Source organism: Lysinibacillus sphaericus (assembly GCF_015844675.1).
Lineage (GTDB): Bacteria > Bacillota > Bacilli > Bacillales_A > Planococcaceae > Lysinibacillus > Lysinibacillus sphaericus_E.
Genome location: NZ_LDGC01000002.1, coordinates 304,831 through 320,455 on the forward strand (window position 1 = coordinate 304,831; position 15,625 = coordinate 320,455).

14 protein-coding genes and 1 other annotated feature are annotated in these 15,625 nt (G+C 36.0%); of the genes, 9 read left to right on the forward strand and 5 right to left on the reverse strand.

The annotated features are described in order from the left end of the window. Positions 1 to 40 precede the first annotated feature (40 nt). Positions 41 to 349 carry a metal-sulfur cluster assembly factor gene (locus tag ABE34_RS01310; protein WP_197139853.1) on the forward strand — a complete coding sequence of 103 codons (309 nt, stop codon included), beginning with the start codon at positions 41 to 43 and terminating at the stop codon, positions 347 to 349. 559 nt (positions 350 to 908) lie between these two features. Here the strand turns inward: ABE34_RS01310 and ABE34_RS01315 are convergent. Continuing rightward, positions 909 to 1,595, reverse strand: coding sequence for a Crp/Fnr family transcriptional regulator (locus ABE34_RS01315; protein ID WP_197139855.1), 687 nt, complete (start codon positions 1,593 to 1,595; stop codon positions 909 to 911). Between the two features lie 268 nt (positions 1,596 to 1,863). On the opposite strand from ABE34_RS01315, the gene ABE34_RS01320 reads away from it, so the two are divergent. Beyond that, a complete protein-coding gene (locus tag ABE34_RS01320; protein WP_197139857.1) occupies positions 1,864 to 3,990 on the forward strand; it encodes an ATP-dependent Clp protease ATP-binding subunit in 2,127 nt (708 codons plus the stop codon). Between the two features lie 48 nt (positions 3,991 to 4,038). Here the strand turns inward: ABE34_RS01320 and ABE34_RS01325 are convergent, their stop codons facing one another. Then, positions 4,039 to 4,233 (reverse strand): YjzD family protein, encoded by a 195-nt coding sequence (locus ABE34_RS01325; protein WP_197139956.1) that lies wholly within the window; start codon positions 4,231 to 4,233, stop codon positions 4,039 to 4,041. 387 nt (positions 4,234 to 4,620) lie between these two features. Between ABE34_RS01325 and ABE34_RS01330 the strand changes: the two genes are divergently transcribed. Next, positions 4,621 to 5,559, forward strand: coding sequence for a beta-ketoacyl-ACP synthase III (locus ABE34_RS01330; protein ID WP_197139859.1), 939 nt, complete (start codon positions 4,621 to 4,623; stop codon positions 5,557 to 5,559). Positions 5,560 to 5,589: 30 nt separating this feature from the next. Beyond that, on the forward strand, positions 5,590 to 6,831 hold the full coding sequence (gene fabF, locus ABE34_RS01335; protein ID WP_197139861.1) for a beta-ketoacyl-ACP synthase II: 1,242 nt from the start codon (positions 5,590 to 5,592) through the stop codon (positions 6,829 to 6,831). A gap of 86 nt (positions 6,832 to 6,917) precedes the next feature. Here fabF and ABE34_RS25745 read toward each other — a convergent pair whose 3' ends face one another. Together ABE34_RS25745 and ABE34_RS01345 are read right to left on the reverse strand one after the other, a co-directional pair. Further along, the gene (locus ABE34_RS25745) at positions 6,918 to 7,031 is read right to left on the reverse strand and encodes an IS3 family transposase (protein ID WP_197139863.1); all 114 of its coding nucleotides are present in this window, start codon (positions 7,029 to 7,031) and stop codon (positions 6,918 to 6,920) included. A gap of 207 nt (positions 7,032 to 7,238) precedes the next feature. Next, entirely contained in the window at positions 7,239 to 8,156 is a 918-nt protein-coding gene (locus tag ABE34_RS01345) for a serine hydrolase domain-containing protein (RefSeq protein WP_197139865.1), read from the reverse strand. A gap of 474 nt (positions 8,157 to 8,630) precedes the next feature. Here ABE34_RS01345 and ABE34_RS01350 point away from each other — a divergent pair, with 474 nt between their 5' ends. Then, entirely contained in the window at positions 8,631 to 8,858 is a 228-nt protein-coding gene (locus ABE34_RS01350) for a hypothetical protein (RefSeq protein WP_197139867.1), read from the forward strand. An 89-nt stretch (positions 8,859 to 8,947) separates the two neighbouring features. On the opposite strand, the gene trpS is transcribed toward ABE34_RS01350, so the two are convergent. Continuing rightward, the gene (gene trpS / locus ABE34_RS01355; RefSeq protein ID WP_197139868.1) at positions 8,948 to 9,937 is read right to left on the reverse strand and encodes a tryptophan--tRNA ligase; all 990 of its coding nucleotides are present in this window, start codon (positions 9,935 to 9,937) and stop codon (positions 8,948 to 8,950) included. Between the two features lie 89 nt (positions 9,938 to 10,026). Beyond that, positions 10,027 to 10,259 (reverse strand) — a binding site (T-box leader). A gap of 532 nt (positions 10,260 to 10,791) precedes the next feature. On the opposite strand from trpS, the gene spxA reads away from it, so the two are divergent. The 4 genes from spxA to pepF all read left to right on the forward strand — a co-directional run bounded on the left by spxA (position 10,792) and on the right by pepF (position 15,488). Then, complete coding sequence (spxA, locus tag ABE34_RS01360) at positions 10,792 to 11,187, forward strand: transcriptional regulator SpxA (protein ID WP_024362527.1); 396 nt, start codon at positions 10,792 to 10,794, stop codon at positions 11,185 to 11,187. Between the two features lie 434 nt (positions 11,188 to 11,621). Next, entirely contained in the window at positions 11,622 to 12,290 is a 669-nt protein-coding gene (gene mecA, locus ABE34_RS01365) for an adaptor protein MecA (protein WP_197139870.1), read from the forward strand. A 216-nt stretch (positions 12,291 to 12,506) separates the two neighbouring features. Then, the gene (locus ABE34_RS01370) at positions 12,507 to 13,628 is read left to right on the forward strand and encodes a competence protein CoiA (RefSeq protein WP_197139958.1); all 1,122 of its coding nucleotides are present in this window, start codon (positions 12,507 to 12,509) and stop codon (positions 13,626 to 13,628) included. Positions 13,629 to 13,676: 48 nt separating this feature from the next. Continuing rightward, a complete protein-coding gene (pepF, locus tag ABE34_RS01375) occupies positions 13,677 to 15,488 on the forward strand; it encodes an oligoendopeptidase F (protein WP_197139871.1) in 1,812 nt (603 codons plus the stop codon). Positions 15,489 to 15,625: the final 137 nt, after the last annotated feature.

The window sequence follows — 15,625 nt, forward strand, 5'->3', positions numbered from 1 at the left end:
CTATGATTAAGTTAACACTGTGACGGAAGGAGAAATACAGATGGATCAAGATATGAAAGACAGCATGTTCGGTGCATTAGAAAATGTAATTGACCCTGAGCTTGGTATTGATATCGTCAACTTAGGTTTAGTATATGATGTAGAGTTAGATGAAGAGGGGGCAGCAACCGTTACAATGACGTTAACGTCTATGGGCTGCCCAATGGGACCTGTTATCGTTGATCAAGTAAATACAGCATTAGGCGAGCTTCCAGAGGTAAAAAGTACAAATGTAAATATTGTATGGAATCCACCATGGTCAAAAGATAGAATGTCACGCTATGCAAAAATGGCATTAGGTGTACGCTAAGTCCACTTAAAGCACAATAAAAAATCCCCGCTTATAACTCTAAGTGGGGATTTTTGCTGTTTTGAAATACAAAACTGTTAAAGAAATTTTTGTGACTGTTGCATGCTTTAAATAGGGAGATTTCCTTTCCAAGCTACTCACCATAATCAAACAGAATAAACTTTTAATAAGACGTTATTGTACATCTGGTGTTGCTGACTCTTTAATCTCTTACATAAAATATTTGTTGATGTTGCTAAGTTGGCACTATATTTTCGCACAGACAAAACATTGTTGCTAAAGTTTTTTTGTTTTATAACAATGAATTTTAGTAATAAGCAAGAAGATTCACGCTATGCGATTTGGTTGATTGGAGTGGAGGCTGGGCGACTCCTTGAGGATCAGCGTCACAGATGAGACCCTGGAGCGAAGCGGCTCATCGGACGCCCCCAGGAAAGCGCCCAGCCGGAACGGAAATCAACCCCTCGCTTTGCAGAAGAGCCATACTGTATTTTTTTACATAATAGAGCACGAAATCCCCGCTTATAACACATAAGCGGGGATTTCATATGTAAGTGTACTAATCAATACGACATATTTGTAACGGACAATTTTCACAGGCGATTTCATCCTTTAAAAATTGTAGATCGTGAATGGTTATATAACCTTTTTCAAAAGATATAATATTGTGCTTCTTTAAGTCATTCAGCATGCGATTAATCATCTCTCGACTCGTCGCACATAAATTAGCGATCTCTGTATGCGTTAATGGAAAGTCAATATAAATAGTGTCATTTTCTAAAGGCTTCCCATAAGTATTCGAAAGGCGGATAAGCGTTGAAAATAAAGCGCCCTTTTTCCCATTTAAAATCAAATCACGCAAACGGCTTTGATGCTTTAAATTTTCTGTTTGCAACCACTTCATATACTCCACCATTAAAGTAGGCTGTTCCACTAGTAAAAGTTCTAATGTTTCTAGGCTAAGAACATATAAACTGGAGGGCTCTAGTACTTTAGCGGTCATCGAATTATATGTAAAGTTGCAAAATAATGAGCTTTCTCCAATGATGCTATCAGGACCACAAATACGAATGGTTAATTCCTTCCCATTCTCCGTTTCCTGACTAATCGAGACAGCTCCTGTTTTTATATAATAAATTTCTTTCGCACGTTCGCCCTCTAAAAAGATTTTACTATCCTTATTCACTTTAATAAAAACACCGTGCTTTTGAAAAAGATCGTGAAATTTCTCTTGTATATTATCCATAATAGTCATATCTTCAACACATCTCTTTCTTTTTTGTAAAAATTGTTTAATTATTACAAAATTATGTGAGCAATTTACTAAATCTAAGAAATATACTTTCATTATAACGTAATTTTCCAGTAATAAGTGAAGAAATTTTAGGGCTAATTCTTTGCTCTGGTTTGTCGAGTGTTGTAAAATAAAGTTAGTCAAAAAAGGTCAAAGATTTTCTGTGAAATAGAATGGCAAACGGGATTCCGCTTAACATTATTAAAAAGGAGTGCTAAATATGCAATTTCAACAAACAAATGACAAAAAACCATTAGAACAATTTGGACGTAATTTAATAGAAGAAGTTAAAAACGGTAAAATGGATCCAGTTATCGGTCGTGACGAAGAAATTCGTAATGTCATTCGTATTTTAACACGCAAAACGAAAAATAATCCTGTCTTAATAGGGGAGCCTGGGGTTGGTAAAACAGCTATTGTAGAAGGGTTAGCTCAACGTATAGTAAAAGGCGATGTTCCTGAGGGTTTAAAGGATTGCGTACTGTATGAGCTGGATATGAGTGCTTTAATAGCAGGTGCAAGTTATCGTGGCCAATTTGAAGAGCGCTTAAAAGGTGTATTAAAAGAAGTAAAAGAATCAGAGGGACGCATCATTTTATTTATCGATGAAATTCATACAATTGTTGGTGCGGGTAAAACGGATGGTGCAATGGACGCTGGGAATATGCTAAAACCAATGCTTGCACGAGGTGAGCTACATTGTATCGGGGCTACAACATTAGATGAATACCGTATGTATATTGAAAAAGATCCTGCTTTAGAGCGTCGTTTCCAGCAGGTTCTTGTACGAGAGCCATCTATTGAAGATACAGTTTCCATTTTACGTGGCTTGAAAGAGCGCTTTGAGTTACATCATGCGGTACGTATTCATGACCGTGCAATCGTAGCGGCAGCGGGACTTTCCAATCGCTATATTACAGAGCGTTTCCTACCAGATAAAGCGATCGATTTAATCGATGAAGCATGTGCGATGATTCGAACAGAAATTGATTCTATGCCACAGGAATTGGATGCGGTAACGCGCCGTATTATGCAGCTCGAAATTGAGGAGCAAGCATTGCGTAATGAAAAAGACGAGGCGAGTAAAAAACGTTTAGAGCACCTCAGTGAGGAATTAGCAAAGCTCAAAGAATCCTCTGAGGGCATGCGTAAACAATGGGAAACCGAAAAAGAAGCGTTACACGGCATTCAGAAAAAACGTGAAAAACTTGATAAATACCGCCGTGACTTAGATGAAGCAGAAAGTAAATATGATTTAAATAAAGCAGCTGAACTACGTCATGGAAAAATTCCTACACTTGAAAAGGACATTCAAGAGATGGAAAAACAATTAGAAAATGGTACGGAATCACGTATTTTACGTGAAGAGGTAACAGCTGATGAAATTGCATCAATCGTTTCACGCTGGACAGGAATACCAGTGACGAAATTAGTAGAAGGTGAGCGTGAAAAATTATTGCGCTTAAAAGATACATTGCATGAGCGTGTAATTGGACAAGATAATGCAGTACAGCTTGTTACAGAAGCGGTATGGCGTGCTCGAGCAGGTATCAAAGATCCGAATCGACCAATTGGTAGCTTTTTATTTCTAGGACCAACAGGTGTTGGTAAAACAGAGCTGGCGAAGGCACTAGCGGCACAATTGTTTGATTCTGAGGATCATTTTATTCGCATTGATATGAGTGAATATATGGAGAAACATAGCGTATCACGTCTTGTAGGGGCACCTCCAGGCTATGTTGGCTATGAGGAAGGTGGGCAATTAACAGAAGCTGTTCGCCGAAATCCGTATTCAGTTGTATTATTAGATGAAATTGAAAAGGCCCATCCTGATGTCGCAAATATATTACTACAAATTTTAGATGATGGTCGCATTACTGATAGCCAGGGGCGTATGGTTAACTTTACGAACACAGTGGTCATTTTAACTTCTAACATTGGCTCAAGCTATTTGATGGAAGCAAAAGAAGACGATGCTGCTGTTGAGGATTTAGTGATGGCTGCACTGCGTCAACATTTTAAACCAGAGCTATTAAATCGTATGGATGATATTATTATGTTCCATGCACTATCAGATGAGCATTTTACAGCCATTGCATGGAAATATATCGAACAGCTTGTCAAACGGGTTGCAGAGCAAGACATTACTTTACAAGTAGAACAAAATGTAATTGATTGGGTTGTAGAACAAGGAGCAGATGCTCAATTCGGAGCAAGACCATTAAAACGCTTCGTGCAACGTTATATTGAAACTGCTGTTGCAAAAGAATTGCTTCGTGGTGAAGTATTACCAGGAGAAACATTGCACATTAAAATGCATGATGGTCAATGTGTCGTTGAAAAATAACAAAAAAACCTGTTCCGCATTGAGCGAAACAGGTTTTTTCTAGTTGAATTAATGATTGTCTGCAGCTTCTGGAGTTGACTCGTTTGGAATAATTGCACCGATAATGAAAACAAGAATTGTAAATACAACTGATGTGACAATAGCAGTTTCGATATCAAACTGTGCACCAAGTACAGAGCTTACTACGTAGTTTAACATTGAAACTAGTAGGAATGACCATATGAATGTAACGATGTATCGCATTAATTTCACCTCAACCGAACTTTTTTATATCATAAAATTTTACTACATATTCATTATCATATCATAACATAAATCGAAAAAAAAAGAACCTTTTCTGTGAAACATGGCGAATTTGTCACAACAACAACAGTATTTTTTATTTTAAATGCAAATTTCAATAGCATCTGAAATTCAAATCCGTCACAAATGCTTGTGTGTCGTAGCGTGTAGAAGTGCTTCAAGCCCCACCAAATTCTATACATCGCTATCAAATACCCGATTCACGCAGTGATAATTGATAGGAAAAAAAGCATTAATTTTAATTCATCTTGCACCTGATCTTATTTATGAGTTATAATTATGACCAGTTACTAATAATTGATAGTAAGAAAGCAGAGGGGTTGCTAAATGAACGCTGGTATTTTAGGAATTGCCAAATACGTTCCGGAGAAGGTCGTTACGAATTTTGATTTAGAAAAAATAATGGATACTTCGGATGAATGGATTCGAACTCGTACAGGGATTGAGCAACGTCATTTTGCTGCTGATGATCAGGAAACTTCAGATTTAGCAGTAGCTGCAGCAAAAGAGGCTATTGAAAAAGCGGGAATTTCACCAGAGGAAATAAGTTTAATCCTTGTAGCGACAGTAACACAAGATCAAAATTTTCCAAGTGTCGCATGTATGGTTCAGGAGCAAATTGGAGCAGTTAATGCAGCAGCGATGGACCAAGCGGCAGCTTGTGCAGGGTTTATATATAGTTTAGTGACGGCAAAGCAATTTGTAGAATCAAATGCTTATAAATATGTCTTAGTAGTAGGTGTTGAAAAGCTGTCGAAAGTACTTGATTGGGAAGATCGTAATACCGCTGTATTATTCGGTGACGGTGCAAGTGCAGCAATTATTGGTCCAGTATCAGAAGGTAGAGGTATTTTATCATTTGAACTTGGTGCTGACGGTACAGGTGGAAAGAATTTGTATTTAACACAGCAGGATACAATCGCTATGAATGGTCGTGAAGTATTTAAATTTGCCGTTCGTCAAATGGGTGAATCTGCAATGAACGTTTTAGAAAAAGCAGGTTTAACAAAAGAAGACGTAGATTTTTTAGTGCCGCATCAAGCGAATATTCGAATTATGGAGTCAGCGCGTGAGCGTTTAGAGCTACCACCGGAAAAAATGTCAAAAACGATTCATAAATATGGGAATACGTCTGCTGCATCTATTGGTATTTCCTTGGTAGATGAGCTTGAAGCAGGTAAGATAAAAGATGATGATATAGTAGTACTTGTTGGATTTGGCGGTGGCCTAACATGGGGTGCCGTTACAATGAGATGGGGAAAATAAAAACGAAAAATGCTTGAGGGGAGTAATACAATGAGTAAACGACGAGTAGTAATTACAGGAATTGGCGCAGTTACACCACTAGGAAATAGCATCGAAGAAACATGGACTAACATTAAAGCTGGAAAATCTGGCGTTGGCGAATTAACGCGTTTAAATAAAGATCTTTTCGCAGCAAAAATTGCTGCTGAAGTGAAGGATTTTAATATCGAAAAGTATATCGAACGTAAAGAAGCTCGTAAAATGGATCGCTTTACACAGTATGCTTTAGCAGCATCTATCATGGCGATGGAAGATGCACAATTAACAATCGATGAAGAGCTAGCACCACGTGCAGGTGTCTGGATTGGCTCTGGCATCGGCGGTATGGAAACATATGAACAACAATTTTTAACTTTCCAAGAGCGTGGAGCAAGAAGAGTAAGCCCATTCTTTATTCCAATGATGATTCCAGATATGGCTTCAGGCCAAGTGTCGATTCACTTTGGTGCAAAGGGCATTAACTCTTGTTCAGTAACTGCTTGTGCTTCAGGTACAAACTCTATTGGGGATGCTTTTAAAGTAATTGAGCGTGGCGATGCAGATGTTATGATTTCTGGTGGTGCTGAGTCGCCAATCGTTACGATGGCAGTAGCAGGCTTCTGCGCTAATACTGCATTATCTTTAAACACTGATCCAGAAAAAGCTTGCCGTCCATTCGATAAAAATCGAGATGGTTTCATTATCGGTGAAGGTGCGGGTATTGTTATTTTGGAAGAGTATGAGCACGCAAAAGCACGCGGTGCAAAAATTTACGCAGAAGTTCTTGGCTATGGTGCAACAGGGGATGCACATCATATTACAGCTCCAGCTCCAGAAGGAGAAGGTGCTTCTCGTGCAATGATGCAAGCTTTAAATGATGGCGGCGTAGAAGCTTCTCAAGTAGACTATATTAATGCACATGGAACAAGTACACCATATAACGATTTATTTGAAACACAAGCAGTAAAAACTGTTTTTGGTGAACATGCCTATAAGCTTGCAATGAGTTCTACAAAATCAATGACAGGTCACTTATTAGGTGCAGCTGGTGGTGTTGAAGCTATTTTCACAGCGCTTGCACTTAAAGAAGGCATTTTACCACCGACAATTAATTTAACAGACGCAGATCCAGAATGTGATTTAGATTATGTGCCAAATGAAGCTCGAAAAGTAGATATTCAATATGCAATGAGTAACTCACTTGGGTTTGGTGGACACAACGCTAGTCTACTATTCAAAAAAATCGAGGAATAATAAAGTAATACTTTAATCAGAGGGGGTTGCTTCATGGTAGTGACCCTTAAAGTTAGAGTTTTTATTAGTGCAGCTAATTGGTTGGCTTAAGTTCGGTATTTTACTGGACTCAAGCCAGCCAGTTTTTGTTTCATACATTCATTGTTATAGTAGTCGATATACCGTTCGATTTTTACCCATGCATTATGTTGTAATGCCATCCTTGATCCGAATGAATCGTTGCACGATATGTAGCTTTCTGAATGATTGGCAGAACTTGATGTAGCAGTTCTAATACGAAATCCAATGTTGGACGTTTGGATATATTAAACTCAATAATTTCCTTATTATAATGATTTCTCCTTTTTACAAGATATTTTTTTGATCTCGTAAGAGGAGAAAAACCCCTTTTCATTTGTTTAAATGTCTCATTCATCCTTCCAACTACGTAAAAGTTCTTCGAAAAAGAGTTTCGGCGCAGAGGAATAGTCATCTTGTAGATAGCTTTTTGCCACAGCCATAATATTTAGCTTCGGAACAATAAATATATATTGCCCGTATAAGCCATTTGCATAGTAATATTCAATTTTCTTGTTACTATTAGCAATTTCACAAGTCCATAGCTGATAACCATAACCAAATGTTCTGTCCTCTTCTGGTTCAAATTGTTTATATGGTTTTCTTGCCTCGTGGATCCAGTTAGATGAAACGACTTGTTTTGATTTAAATTGCCCTTCGTTTAATAATAAAAATCCAAACTTCACCATATCCTCTAAATTTAATGAAAGACTAAAGCCACCCTCGTAAACACCTTGCGGGTCCTTTACCCAGATGTATTTTTTTATCCCTAATGGATGGAATAAAAATTCTTCTGCAAATGAGGCGGTAGAACGTCCAGAAATTTTTTGGATGATCGCGCTTAGTAAATGAGAGTTTCCGCTATTATATTCTAAGGTTGAACCTGGTTTATGTATAACTGGTTGTTCTAGTATGAATTTAACCCAGTTTTTTGAACTTTGGTATCTACCTACTTGTAACCCCGAAGTCATCGTTAGCAAATGAAATAATGTGATTTCCTCCTTCATTGGTTCATTGAACTCTACTATTTCTGGAAAGTATTTATAAATAGGTTCATGAATGTTTTTTATTAGCCCTTTATCGACCATAATTCCAATTAATATAGAAATAATACTCTTTGTAATCGAATAAACCTTTGTCGAATTTTCTACGACTTTTTTATTCTTTAAATATTCAAAGATCTGTGTATTTCCTTTATAAATGACAAAACCTTCAATTTTAATCTTCTTCACTTTCTTCTCTAACTCATTAAAAGATATTTCACTCATACATATAATCCCTCCACCACTAAATTGCGTCATTAGTTTATGTACATCAGTTTATAATTTAACCTAAATTTTAACATAAATTCATTAACTTTATCGAAGGTGTTATTCAATTAAATGGTCTGGTTGTTGAATAAAGGAAAATCTTGCGTATCAACACAGGATTTATAATAAATTTTAAACAATCGAATTTTGTTTCAATGTACACTTTATATTTAATTATTCATATAAGTTCCTTTTGAATTACCTCAACATTTGATTGATGATAATAAAAAAAGATAGATAGAGCGAATTATTTAAGCTCTTCTATCTTTTTAATTTTTATGCATATAATGTGTGACTTTAAATAAGAATTCACTAGTTATAATAGTTGCAGCTTATATCTTGACTTTTAATAAAAATTTATGTGGCTGACGTCTTTTTTTATAGTTTTATGAATAGATGATAATAAAGAAAAAATAGAAAGGATGCCCTAACTTGTTCCGACTCTTTTTATTTTTAATGAGCTACGGCTTATTGATTCTCTCTGTTGGGAATCTCATATTGTATTTGAATTATCGGACACTCGGATATACTTGGATAGTTGTTTTTAAATTTATGGCACAGACAACAGCATTTTATGTGGCAATTGGATCAGCCCTTGTGTTATGTGCTGTTGTGCTTGATCTTGGTTATGATAAAACGATAAACAAGGATAAGATGTAACGCTTAAATTGCTCTCTTTATGGCCAAGCTCTTTCGATAAATTTCAACAAAGCTATAGCATTTCTTCATTTTACGTTAAAGCTATTTTTTTAGCGACGTGTACGACCAAGGCCCATTGCTTCTTCCATGCGTTTTAATGTAGCACTAGCAATAGCATTTGCTTTTTCAGCACCTTCATCTAAAATGATATCTAATTCTGATGATTCTACTAAGTGATAGAATTTCTCTTGAATTGGTGTCAGGTGATCAATAACTGTTGCTGCAACACCTTGCTTGAAACCACCATAGCCAATGCCCTCGTATTTTTTTACAAGATCGTCAATAGATACGCCCGAAATGGCAGATTCGATTGTTAGTAAATTAGAAACACCGGGTTTATTTTCCACATCAAATGCCACAATACCATCAGAGTCAGTAACAGCAGATTTAATTTTTTTCTCAATATCTTTCGCTGAATCTAACAGCTTGATTGTCGCTTTTGTATTTGGATCTGATTTACTCATTTTCTTTGTAGGTTCTTGTAGTGATTTGATACGAGCTCCTGCTTTAGGTAATTGAATTTCAGGAATCGTTAAGACGTCACCATAACGTTTGTTAAAACGCTCTGCTAGATCACGAGTAAGCTCAATATGCTGCTTCTGATCATCACCGACAGGAACAATGTTAGTGTTATACAAAAGGATGTCTGCTGCCATCAATGGTGGATATGTTAAAAGAGCGGCAGATACGCTTTCCTTCCCGTGCGATTTATCTTTAAATTGTGTCATACGTTCAAGCTCACCAATCGATGCAACACATTGTAACATCCAGCCTGCTTGTGCGTGAGCTGGTACTTCTGATTGAATAAATAATGTCGATTTTTTAGGGTCGATGCCTGTAGCAATATACGTTGCTGCTAGGTTGCGAATATTTTGACGTAATTCTTTTGGATCTTGTGCCACTGTTATAGCATGTTGATCGACGATACAATAAACCGCATCACCTTCATCTTGTAATGCAGGGAATTGCTTAAATGCTCCTAAATAGTTCCCTAAAGTAACAATACCCGTTGGCTGTACGCCTGAAAAAATAGTTGTCATTGTTATTTCCTCCTTGAATTTAAGTCCCTTAGACGTTTTTACATAAGTGCCGAAATAAAAAAACATCATGCGTCCTCATTAGTTTCTAATGAAGGGACGAATGATGTTTGAATCCGCGGTACCACCCAGCTTGCCTAAAACGGCCACTCTTCTTCGTAACGTGAAGGGACGAGCTTTGCTAATAGACTTAAGTAAGAAATTAAGACGTTCACAAAGCTAACTCGGAAGTCCATTCCAAATGCTTACACGATCTGTTTGCAGCAACCACAGACTCTCTAAACGTGTAAAAGGCAAATGTACTACTCTTCGTCAGCGTTTTTTAGCTCAATACCTGTCTTCCATCTGCATAGATGGCGAGGTGAATTCACCAAAGACATAATTGATTTATTGCAAAAAATTATATTACAAAGGCTCGGTGAAAAGCAAGTGTGTAAAGTCAGACTTTTGGCGGTGTTTTTTCTCGGAAAAAAGTTATATGCTACTTTTGCTGCTTTTTTATTTGGAAAGGAAACTAATATTAGTAAATATACGTCTATATTTGTACACACAGGATTGACAGTATTCTCGTTTAAAATTTTTAAATGAGAACAAAAACAATTAAGCGGTGTATGTTTAAAATGCTCTACGAATGGGAATATTAGTAGTAGTTCATTCCGCATCTCAAGAAGTAACTACTTTGAAGTTTATGTGAAAAAACAGAAAATTTTATGTCAAATGGTTATTCTTTTTTTATTGGAACTATATTCAAACATCACAGAGTACTGTATAATAGTACGTATATTTACATTAAATTAATTCTAATTTAACACACTAGTTTATAGATAATGATTAAAAGGAAAGGATGTGTCAGTATGATAGTAACTTTATTTACATCACCAAGTTGTACGTCTTGCCGAAAAGCTAAAGCATGGTTAGAGGAGCATGAAATCCCATATACAGAGCGTAATATATTTTCTGAACCATTAAGCATTAGTGAAATTAAAGAAATCTTGCGTATGACAGAAGATGGTACGGATGAAATTATTTCAACTCGATCAAAAATTTTCCAGAAATTAAATGTTGATGTGGAAAGCTTGCCATTACAACGTTTATATGAATTAATTCAAGAGTATCCAGGTTTATTACGTCGTCCCATTATTTTAGATGAAAAACGTTTACAGGTCGGCTACAACGAGGATGAAATTCGCCGTTTCCTACCTCGTAAGGTTCGTGCTTATCAACTGCAAGAAGCACAGCGTATGGTGAACTAATATTGCCGTATTCTGCATAGAATAAGTATTAGATGTTACATATGCAATTAAGCATATTGTGACATCTATTTTTTGTGTTTTTCTTATGTAAATCCTTCTATATAGAGTATAATAAATAGTAGGGAAAAGTCATATATTTCGGTAAAGTATGTTAAACTTGATTTTAGCTTAATAGTTTACTACAATTTCAATAATTCAAATAACTTCTGTGAAACGGTGTATATCCTTTTCATTTTATGACAGAACAGCATACAATATAATTAGAGACAACTGTGGACATTAATTTTTTGATTTCGGTTGCTCGATGGGTTTACTGTAGTGTGGTCAAAGGTTGAAAAACAAAAATGAAGTATGAGGTTAAAAACAATGAATAATAGCATACTAATGAAACAAACTGTTTTTCGACAAATGACAGTGAAGGGAGATGAGGTCTAGTGGACATCGAACGTGTAAACGAAAATACACTCAAGCTCTTTATTACGTACAATGATATAGAGGATCGCGGCTATAGTCGTGAAGAAATTTGGTACAATCGAGCAAAGGGTGAACAACTTTTTTGGGATATGATTGATGAAGTAAATACTGAGGATTATTTTGATGTAGAAGGTCCAATTTGGATTCATATCAATGCTTCTGAAGTAGGCTTAGAGATCATTGTCACACGTGCACATATTTTAAAAGACGGTGAAACCTTAGATGGTTCTTCGCATTTTGATGAACACAAAGAAATGTTTGCTCCATTCGAGGATGTTGGAGAGGATCTTCTCAGTCAACTAACTCAATTTGGTGACATTGATGAGTCAGAATTATTTATGGATACAGACATTTATGTTTATAAATTTAAAGATATTGATGAGTTAATCCCTGTAGCGAAACGCATAACAGATGAATTAGTGGATTCCTCATTATTTAAATATGAAGATTGGTACTATCTAGTAGTTGATTTTGTAAACGCAGAAGAAGAGCTAAATCATCACGATAGAAATGCGGTTATTAAAGAATTTTTACTACCATCGAATTTTACAATCCATCGTTTAGAGGAATATGGCGAAAAAATTATGGAATTTGATTGCTTTGAAACAGTACGAAAATATTTTATTTAAAGTAATGAGTACTTGATTCAGTGGCTTAGACTGTAAACAAACTTGGTGATTATCAAGTTTGTTTACAGTCTTTTTATTTAACTTCTTTTAGTAAGTGTTTTTGGTAACGTAAGTAATTGAAAAAAGATAGCAATTTTTAATTTTCAAGAAAAAGCCGTTCTTTATTTGTCGCTATAAAAAGGCTCCTATACAATTATGCAAAAAGGAGATGATTTTATGCTTATGGCCTATAATGAGCAGCAACAGATTTTTCTCCCATACCAATATTCAAGGGAAGCTTTACAACGATATAGACGGCAGATGAAATTTTATTGTCCTCAATGCCAGCAGCCTGTCCAATTAAAGATAGGTAAATATAATATCCCTCATTTCGCTCATATTGCTACTAATAGCTGTGTACAGTTATTTGCAGAGGGTGAATCAAAACTTCATTTACAAGGAAAAGTCCAATTATTTGAATGGTTGAAAAACCTTGGGCATACAGTAAAGCTGGAGCCTTTTTTACGGAAGCTTTCACAGCGGCCAGATATGCTTTTCATCAAGGAGCATAAGCAAATTGCCATTGAATTTCAATGTAGTACAATTTCTCATGAAAAGTGGCTATTACGTACATCTGGATATGAGAAAAATTGTATACAGCCGTTATGGCTTTTTCAAACACCTCAAAGACAAACTACAAAAGGTATTCAAAAAATTTCTATTTCTCCGATTATGCAAAAAGTGATAAATACTACAGCTCTAGGCTTGTCTTATTTAGTGACATATGATGCAAACACATCGAGATTTATTTATTGGGCGAATCTTCTTTATGTTCATGGGCATACTTTTATAGGGAAAGTACAGGAATTAACTATTCATAAGCAACACTTTCCTTTTTATGAGCCTAAGACAATTACGAAAGAGGAATTTCATCTTTATTGGCAGTTTTATAAAAAGTATTGTAGGCAATTCGTATATCAACGATTATTCCATAGTAAAAATGGGGTGCAAGATGCATTTTTACGAAGTAGTTATGAGTTAGGCTTTGCTTTAACGGGAATGCCTGATTACGTAGGTGTTCCGGTAAAAGATGGAGAGGCAATACCGATGTTTTCTATAGAGTGGCAGACGATTTTGCATCATTTTTGTCGAAGTTTACAATTAGTACCTCATGAACTAGACGACAGAACTATACGATCGTTTTTAAGCCGACAACATATAGAGGTTACAGCCCAGGCTGTACAAGCTATTAAAAATTATGGAATGGTGCTGGCGCAAAGGGATGAAAAAGATGATCATTTTCCGGATATTTGTGAGCAAGTGTACGCACATTTATTTGCAATTGACGCAATATACTGAGAAAATATGAGAGTATAGGAAAAACGCACATATAAAGGGGGCTGGCACATGGCTAGTAATCAAGTTTTAGTAAGAAATGATGTTCCAAAAGAGTTAACTTGGCGCTTGGAGGATATATTCGCAACGGATGCCCTATGGGAAGAAGAGTATAAAGAAGTTGCAGAACTTGCGAAAAAAGCACCTAGTTATGCAGGTACTGTGAAAAATGGAGCAGATGCATTAGCGGCAGTTCTAACTTATCACGATGAAATTTATGAACGTGCAATGAAGCTTTACACGTATGCTCATATGCGTAATGACCAAGATACGACAAATAGCTTCTATCAAGATATGAATAGTCGTATTCAAACATTAGCGACTAGTATTTCAGCTGCCCTATCATTTTTAACACCTGAGATTTTATCATTGAGTGAAGAAACGATAGAAAGTTACTTAGCAGAAAACAAAGACTTACAACTGTATAAGCAATCTTTAAAAGAAATCACGATGGCACGTCCGCATGTATTACCAGCAGAGCAGGAAGCTTTACTTGCACAAATGTCTGAGGTTACAGGTACTGCTTCAAATGCATTTAGTATGTTAAATAACGCTGATATTGTCTTCCCTAAAGTGAAAAATGAAGAAGGGGAAGAAGTACAGCTAACACACGGTAACTATATTAAGTTTTTAGAAAGCAAAGATCGCACTGTTCGTGAAAATGCTTTTAAAGCAATGTACGAAACTTACGGTAACTTTAAAAATACGTTTTCTGCTACATTAACGGGCAATGTGAAAAAGCATAATGTTAGTGCACGTATTCGTAATTATGATTCTGCACGTCACGCAGCAATGTCTAATAACTTCATTCCGGAAAGTGTTTATGATCAATTAGTAGAAACAATCCATAAGCATTTACCAGCTATGCAGCGCTATATTTCGTTACGTAAAAAGCTTTTAGGTGTAGACGAATTGCATATGTGGGATTTATTTGCTCCACTCGTTAAGGAAGTGGATATGAAAATCACTTACGACGAAGCGAAGGATATTTTAGTAAAAGCATTAGCGCCACTAGGTGAGGAATATCAAGGCATTGTTCAAGGTGGTCTAGATAATCGTTGGGTAGATGTCTTAGAAAACAAAGGGAAACGCAGTGGTGCGTACTCTTCAGGTGCCTATGGAACAAATCCATATATATTAATGAACTGGCAAGACAATGTTAATAATCTGTTTACACTAGCTCATGAATTTGGTCATAGTGTACACAGTTATTATTCACGTAAAAATCAGCCGTTTGTTTATGGCGATTATTCTATTTTTGTAGCGGAAGTAGCTTCAACTTGTAATGAAGAGCTGTTAAATGATTATTTACTGAAAACAATTGAAGATCCTCAACAGAAAATTTATTTATTAAATCATTGGCTAGATGGCTTCAGAAGTACTGTTTTCAGACAAACAATGTTTGCTGAATTTGAACACCTAATCCACCAAATGGATAAGAACGGTGAATCTTTAACAGCAGAGCGTCTAACAGAGGTTTACTATAATTTAAATAAACAATACTTCGGTGAGGATATTGTTGTAGATGAGGAAATCGGCTTAGAATGGGCTCGTATTCCACACTTCTACTATAATTACTATGTGTATCAATATGCGACAGGTAAATCAGCTGCGACAGCATTAAGTAAACAGATTTTAGAAGAGGGTACACCAGCAGTAGAACGTTATATTAATAACTTCTTAAAAGCAGGTTGCTCTAATTTCCCAATTGAGGTATTAAAGGCAGCAGGCGTTGATATGAACGTTGCACAACCGATTGACGATGCATGTAAAGTATTTGAAGAACGTTTAAATGAGTTAGAAAAATTATTGTTGAATAATTAATTCGGAAGGCTGTAGGAAATTCCCTACAGCCTTTTTTCTATGATTAATTAAATAATAAAAATTGTAAGAATAATGTTTTTTTTTGATTTCCAAATGTTTAAAAGGGAGTATCTTGAAAAAATACTGTTTGTAATCGC

Coding starts and splice junctions, on each gene's coding strand:
- ABE34_RS01325 (WP_197139956.1), bottom strand. CDS start 4,233: ATGCGATACATCGTTACATTCATATGGTCATTCCTACTAGTTTCAATG.
- ABE34_RS01370 (WP_197139958.1), top strand. CDS start 12,507: ATGCTTATGGCCTATAATGAGCAGCAACAGATTTTTCTCCCATACCAA.
- ABE34_RS01310 (WP_197139853.1), top strand. CDS start 41: ATGGATCAAGATATGAAAGACAGCATGTTCGGTGCATTAGAAAATGTA.
- ABE34_RS01345 (WP_197139865.1), bottom strand. CDS start 8,156: ATGAGTGAAATATCTTTTAATGAGTTAGAGAAGAAAGTGAAGAAGATT.
- ABE34_RS01320 (WP_197139857.1), top strand. CDS start 1,864: ATGCAATTTCAACAAACAAATGACAAAAAACCATTAGAACAATTTGGA.
- fabF (WP_197139861.1), top strand. CDS start 5,590: ATGAGTAAACGACGAGTAGTAATTACAGGAATTGGCGCAGTTACACCA.
- ABE34_RS25745 (WP_197139863.1), bottom strand. CDS start 7,031: ATGGCATTACAACATAATGCATGGGTAAAAATCGAACGGTATATCGAC.
- ABE34_RS01330 (WP_197139859.1), top strand. CDS start 4,621: ATGAACGCTGGTATTTTAGGAATTGCCAAATACGTTCCGGAGAAGGTC.
- pepF (WP_197139871.1), top strand. CDS start 13,677: ATGGCTAGTAATCAAGTTTTAGTAAGAAATGATGTTCCAAAAGAGTTA.
- trpS (WP_197139868.1), bottom strand. CDS start 9,937: ATGACAACTATTTTTTCAGGCGTACAGCCAACGGGTATTGTTACTTTA.
- ABE34_RS01315 (WP_197139855.1), bottom strand. CDS start 1,595: ATGGATAATATACAAGAGAAATTTCACGATCTTTTTCAAAAGCACGGT.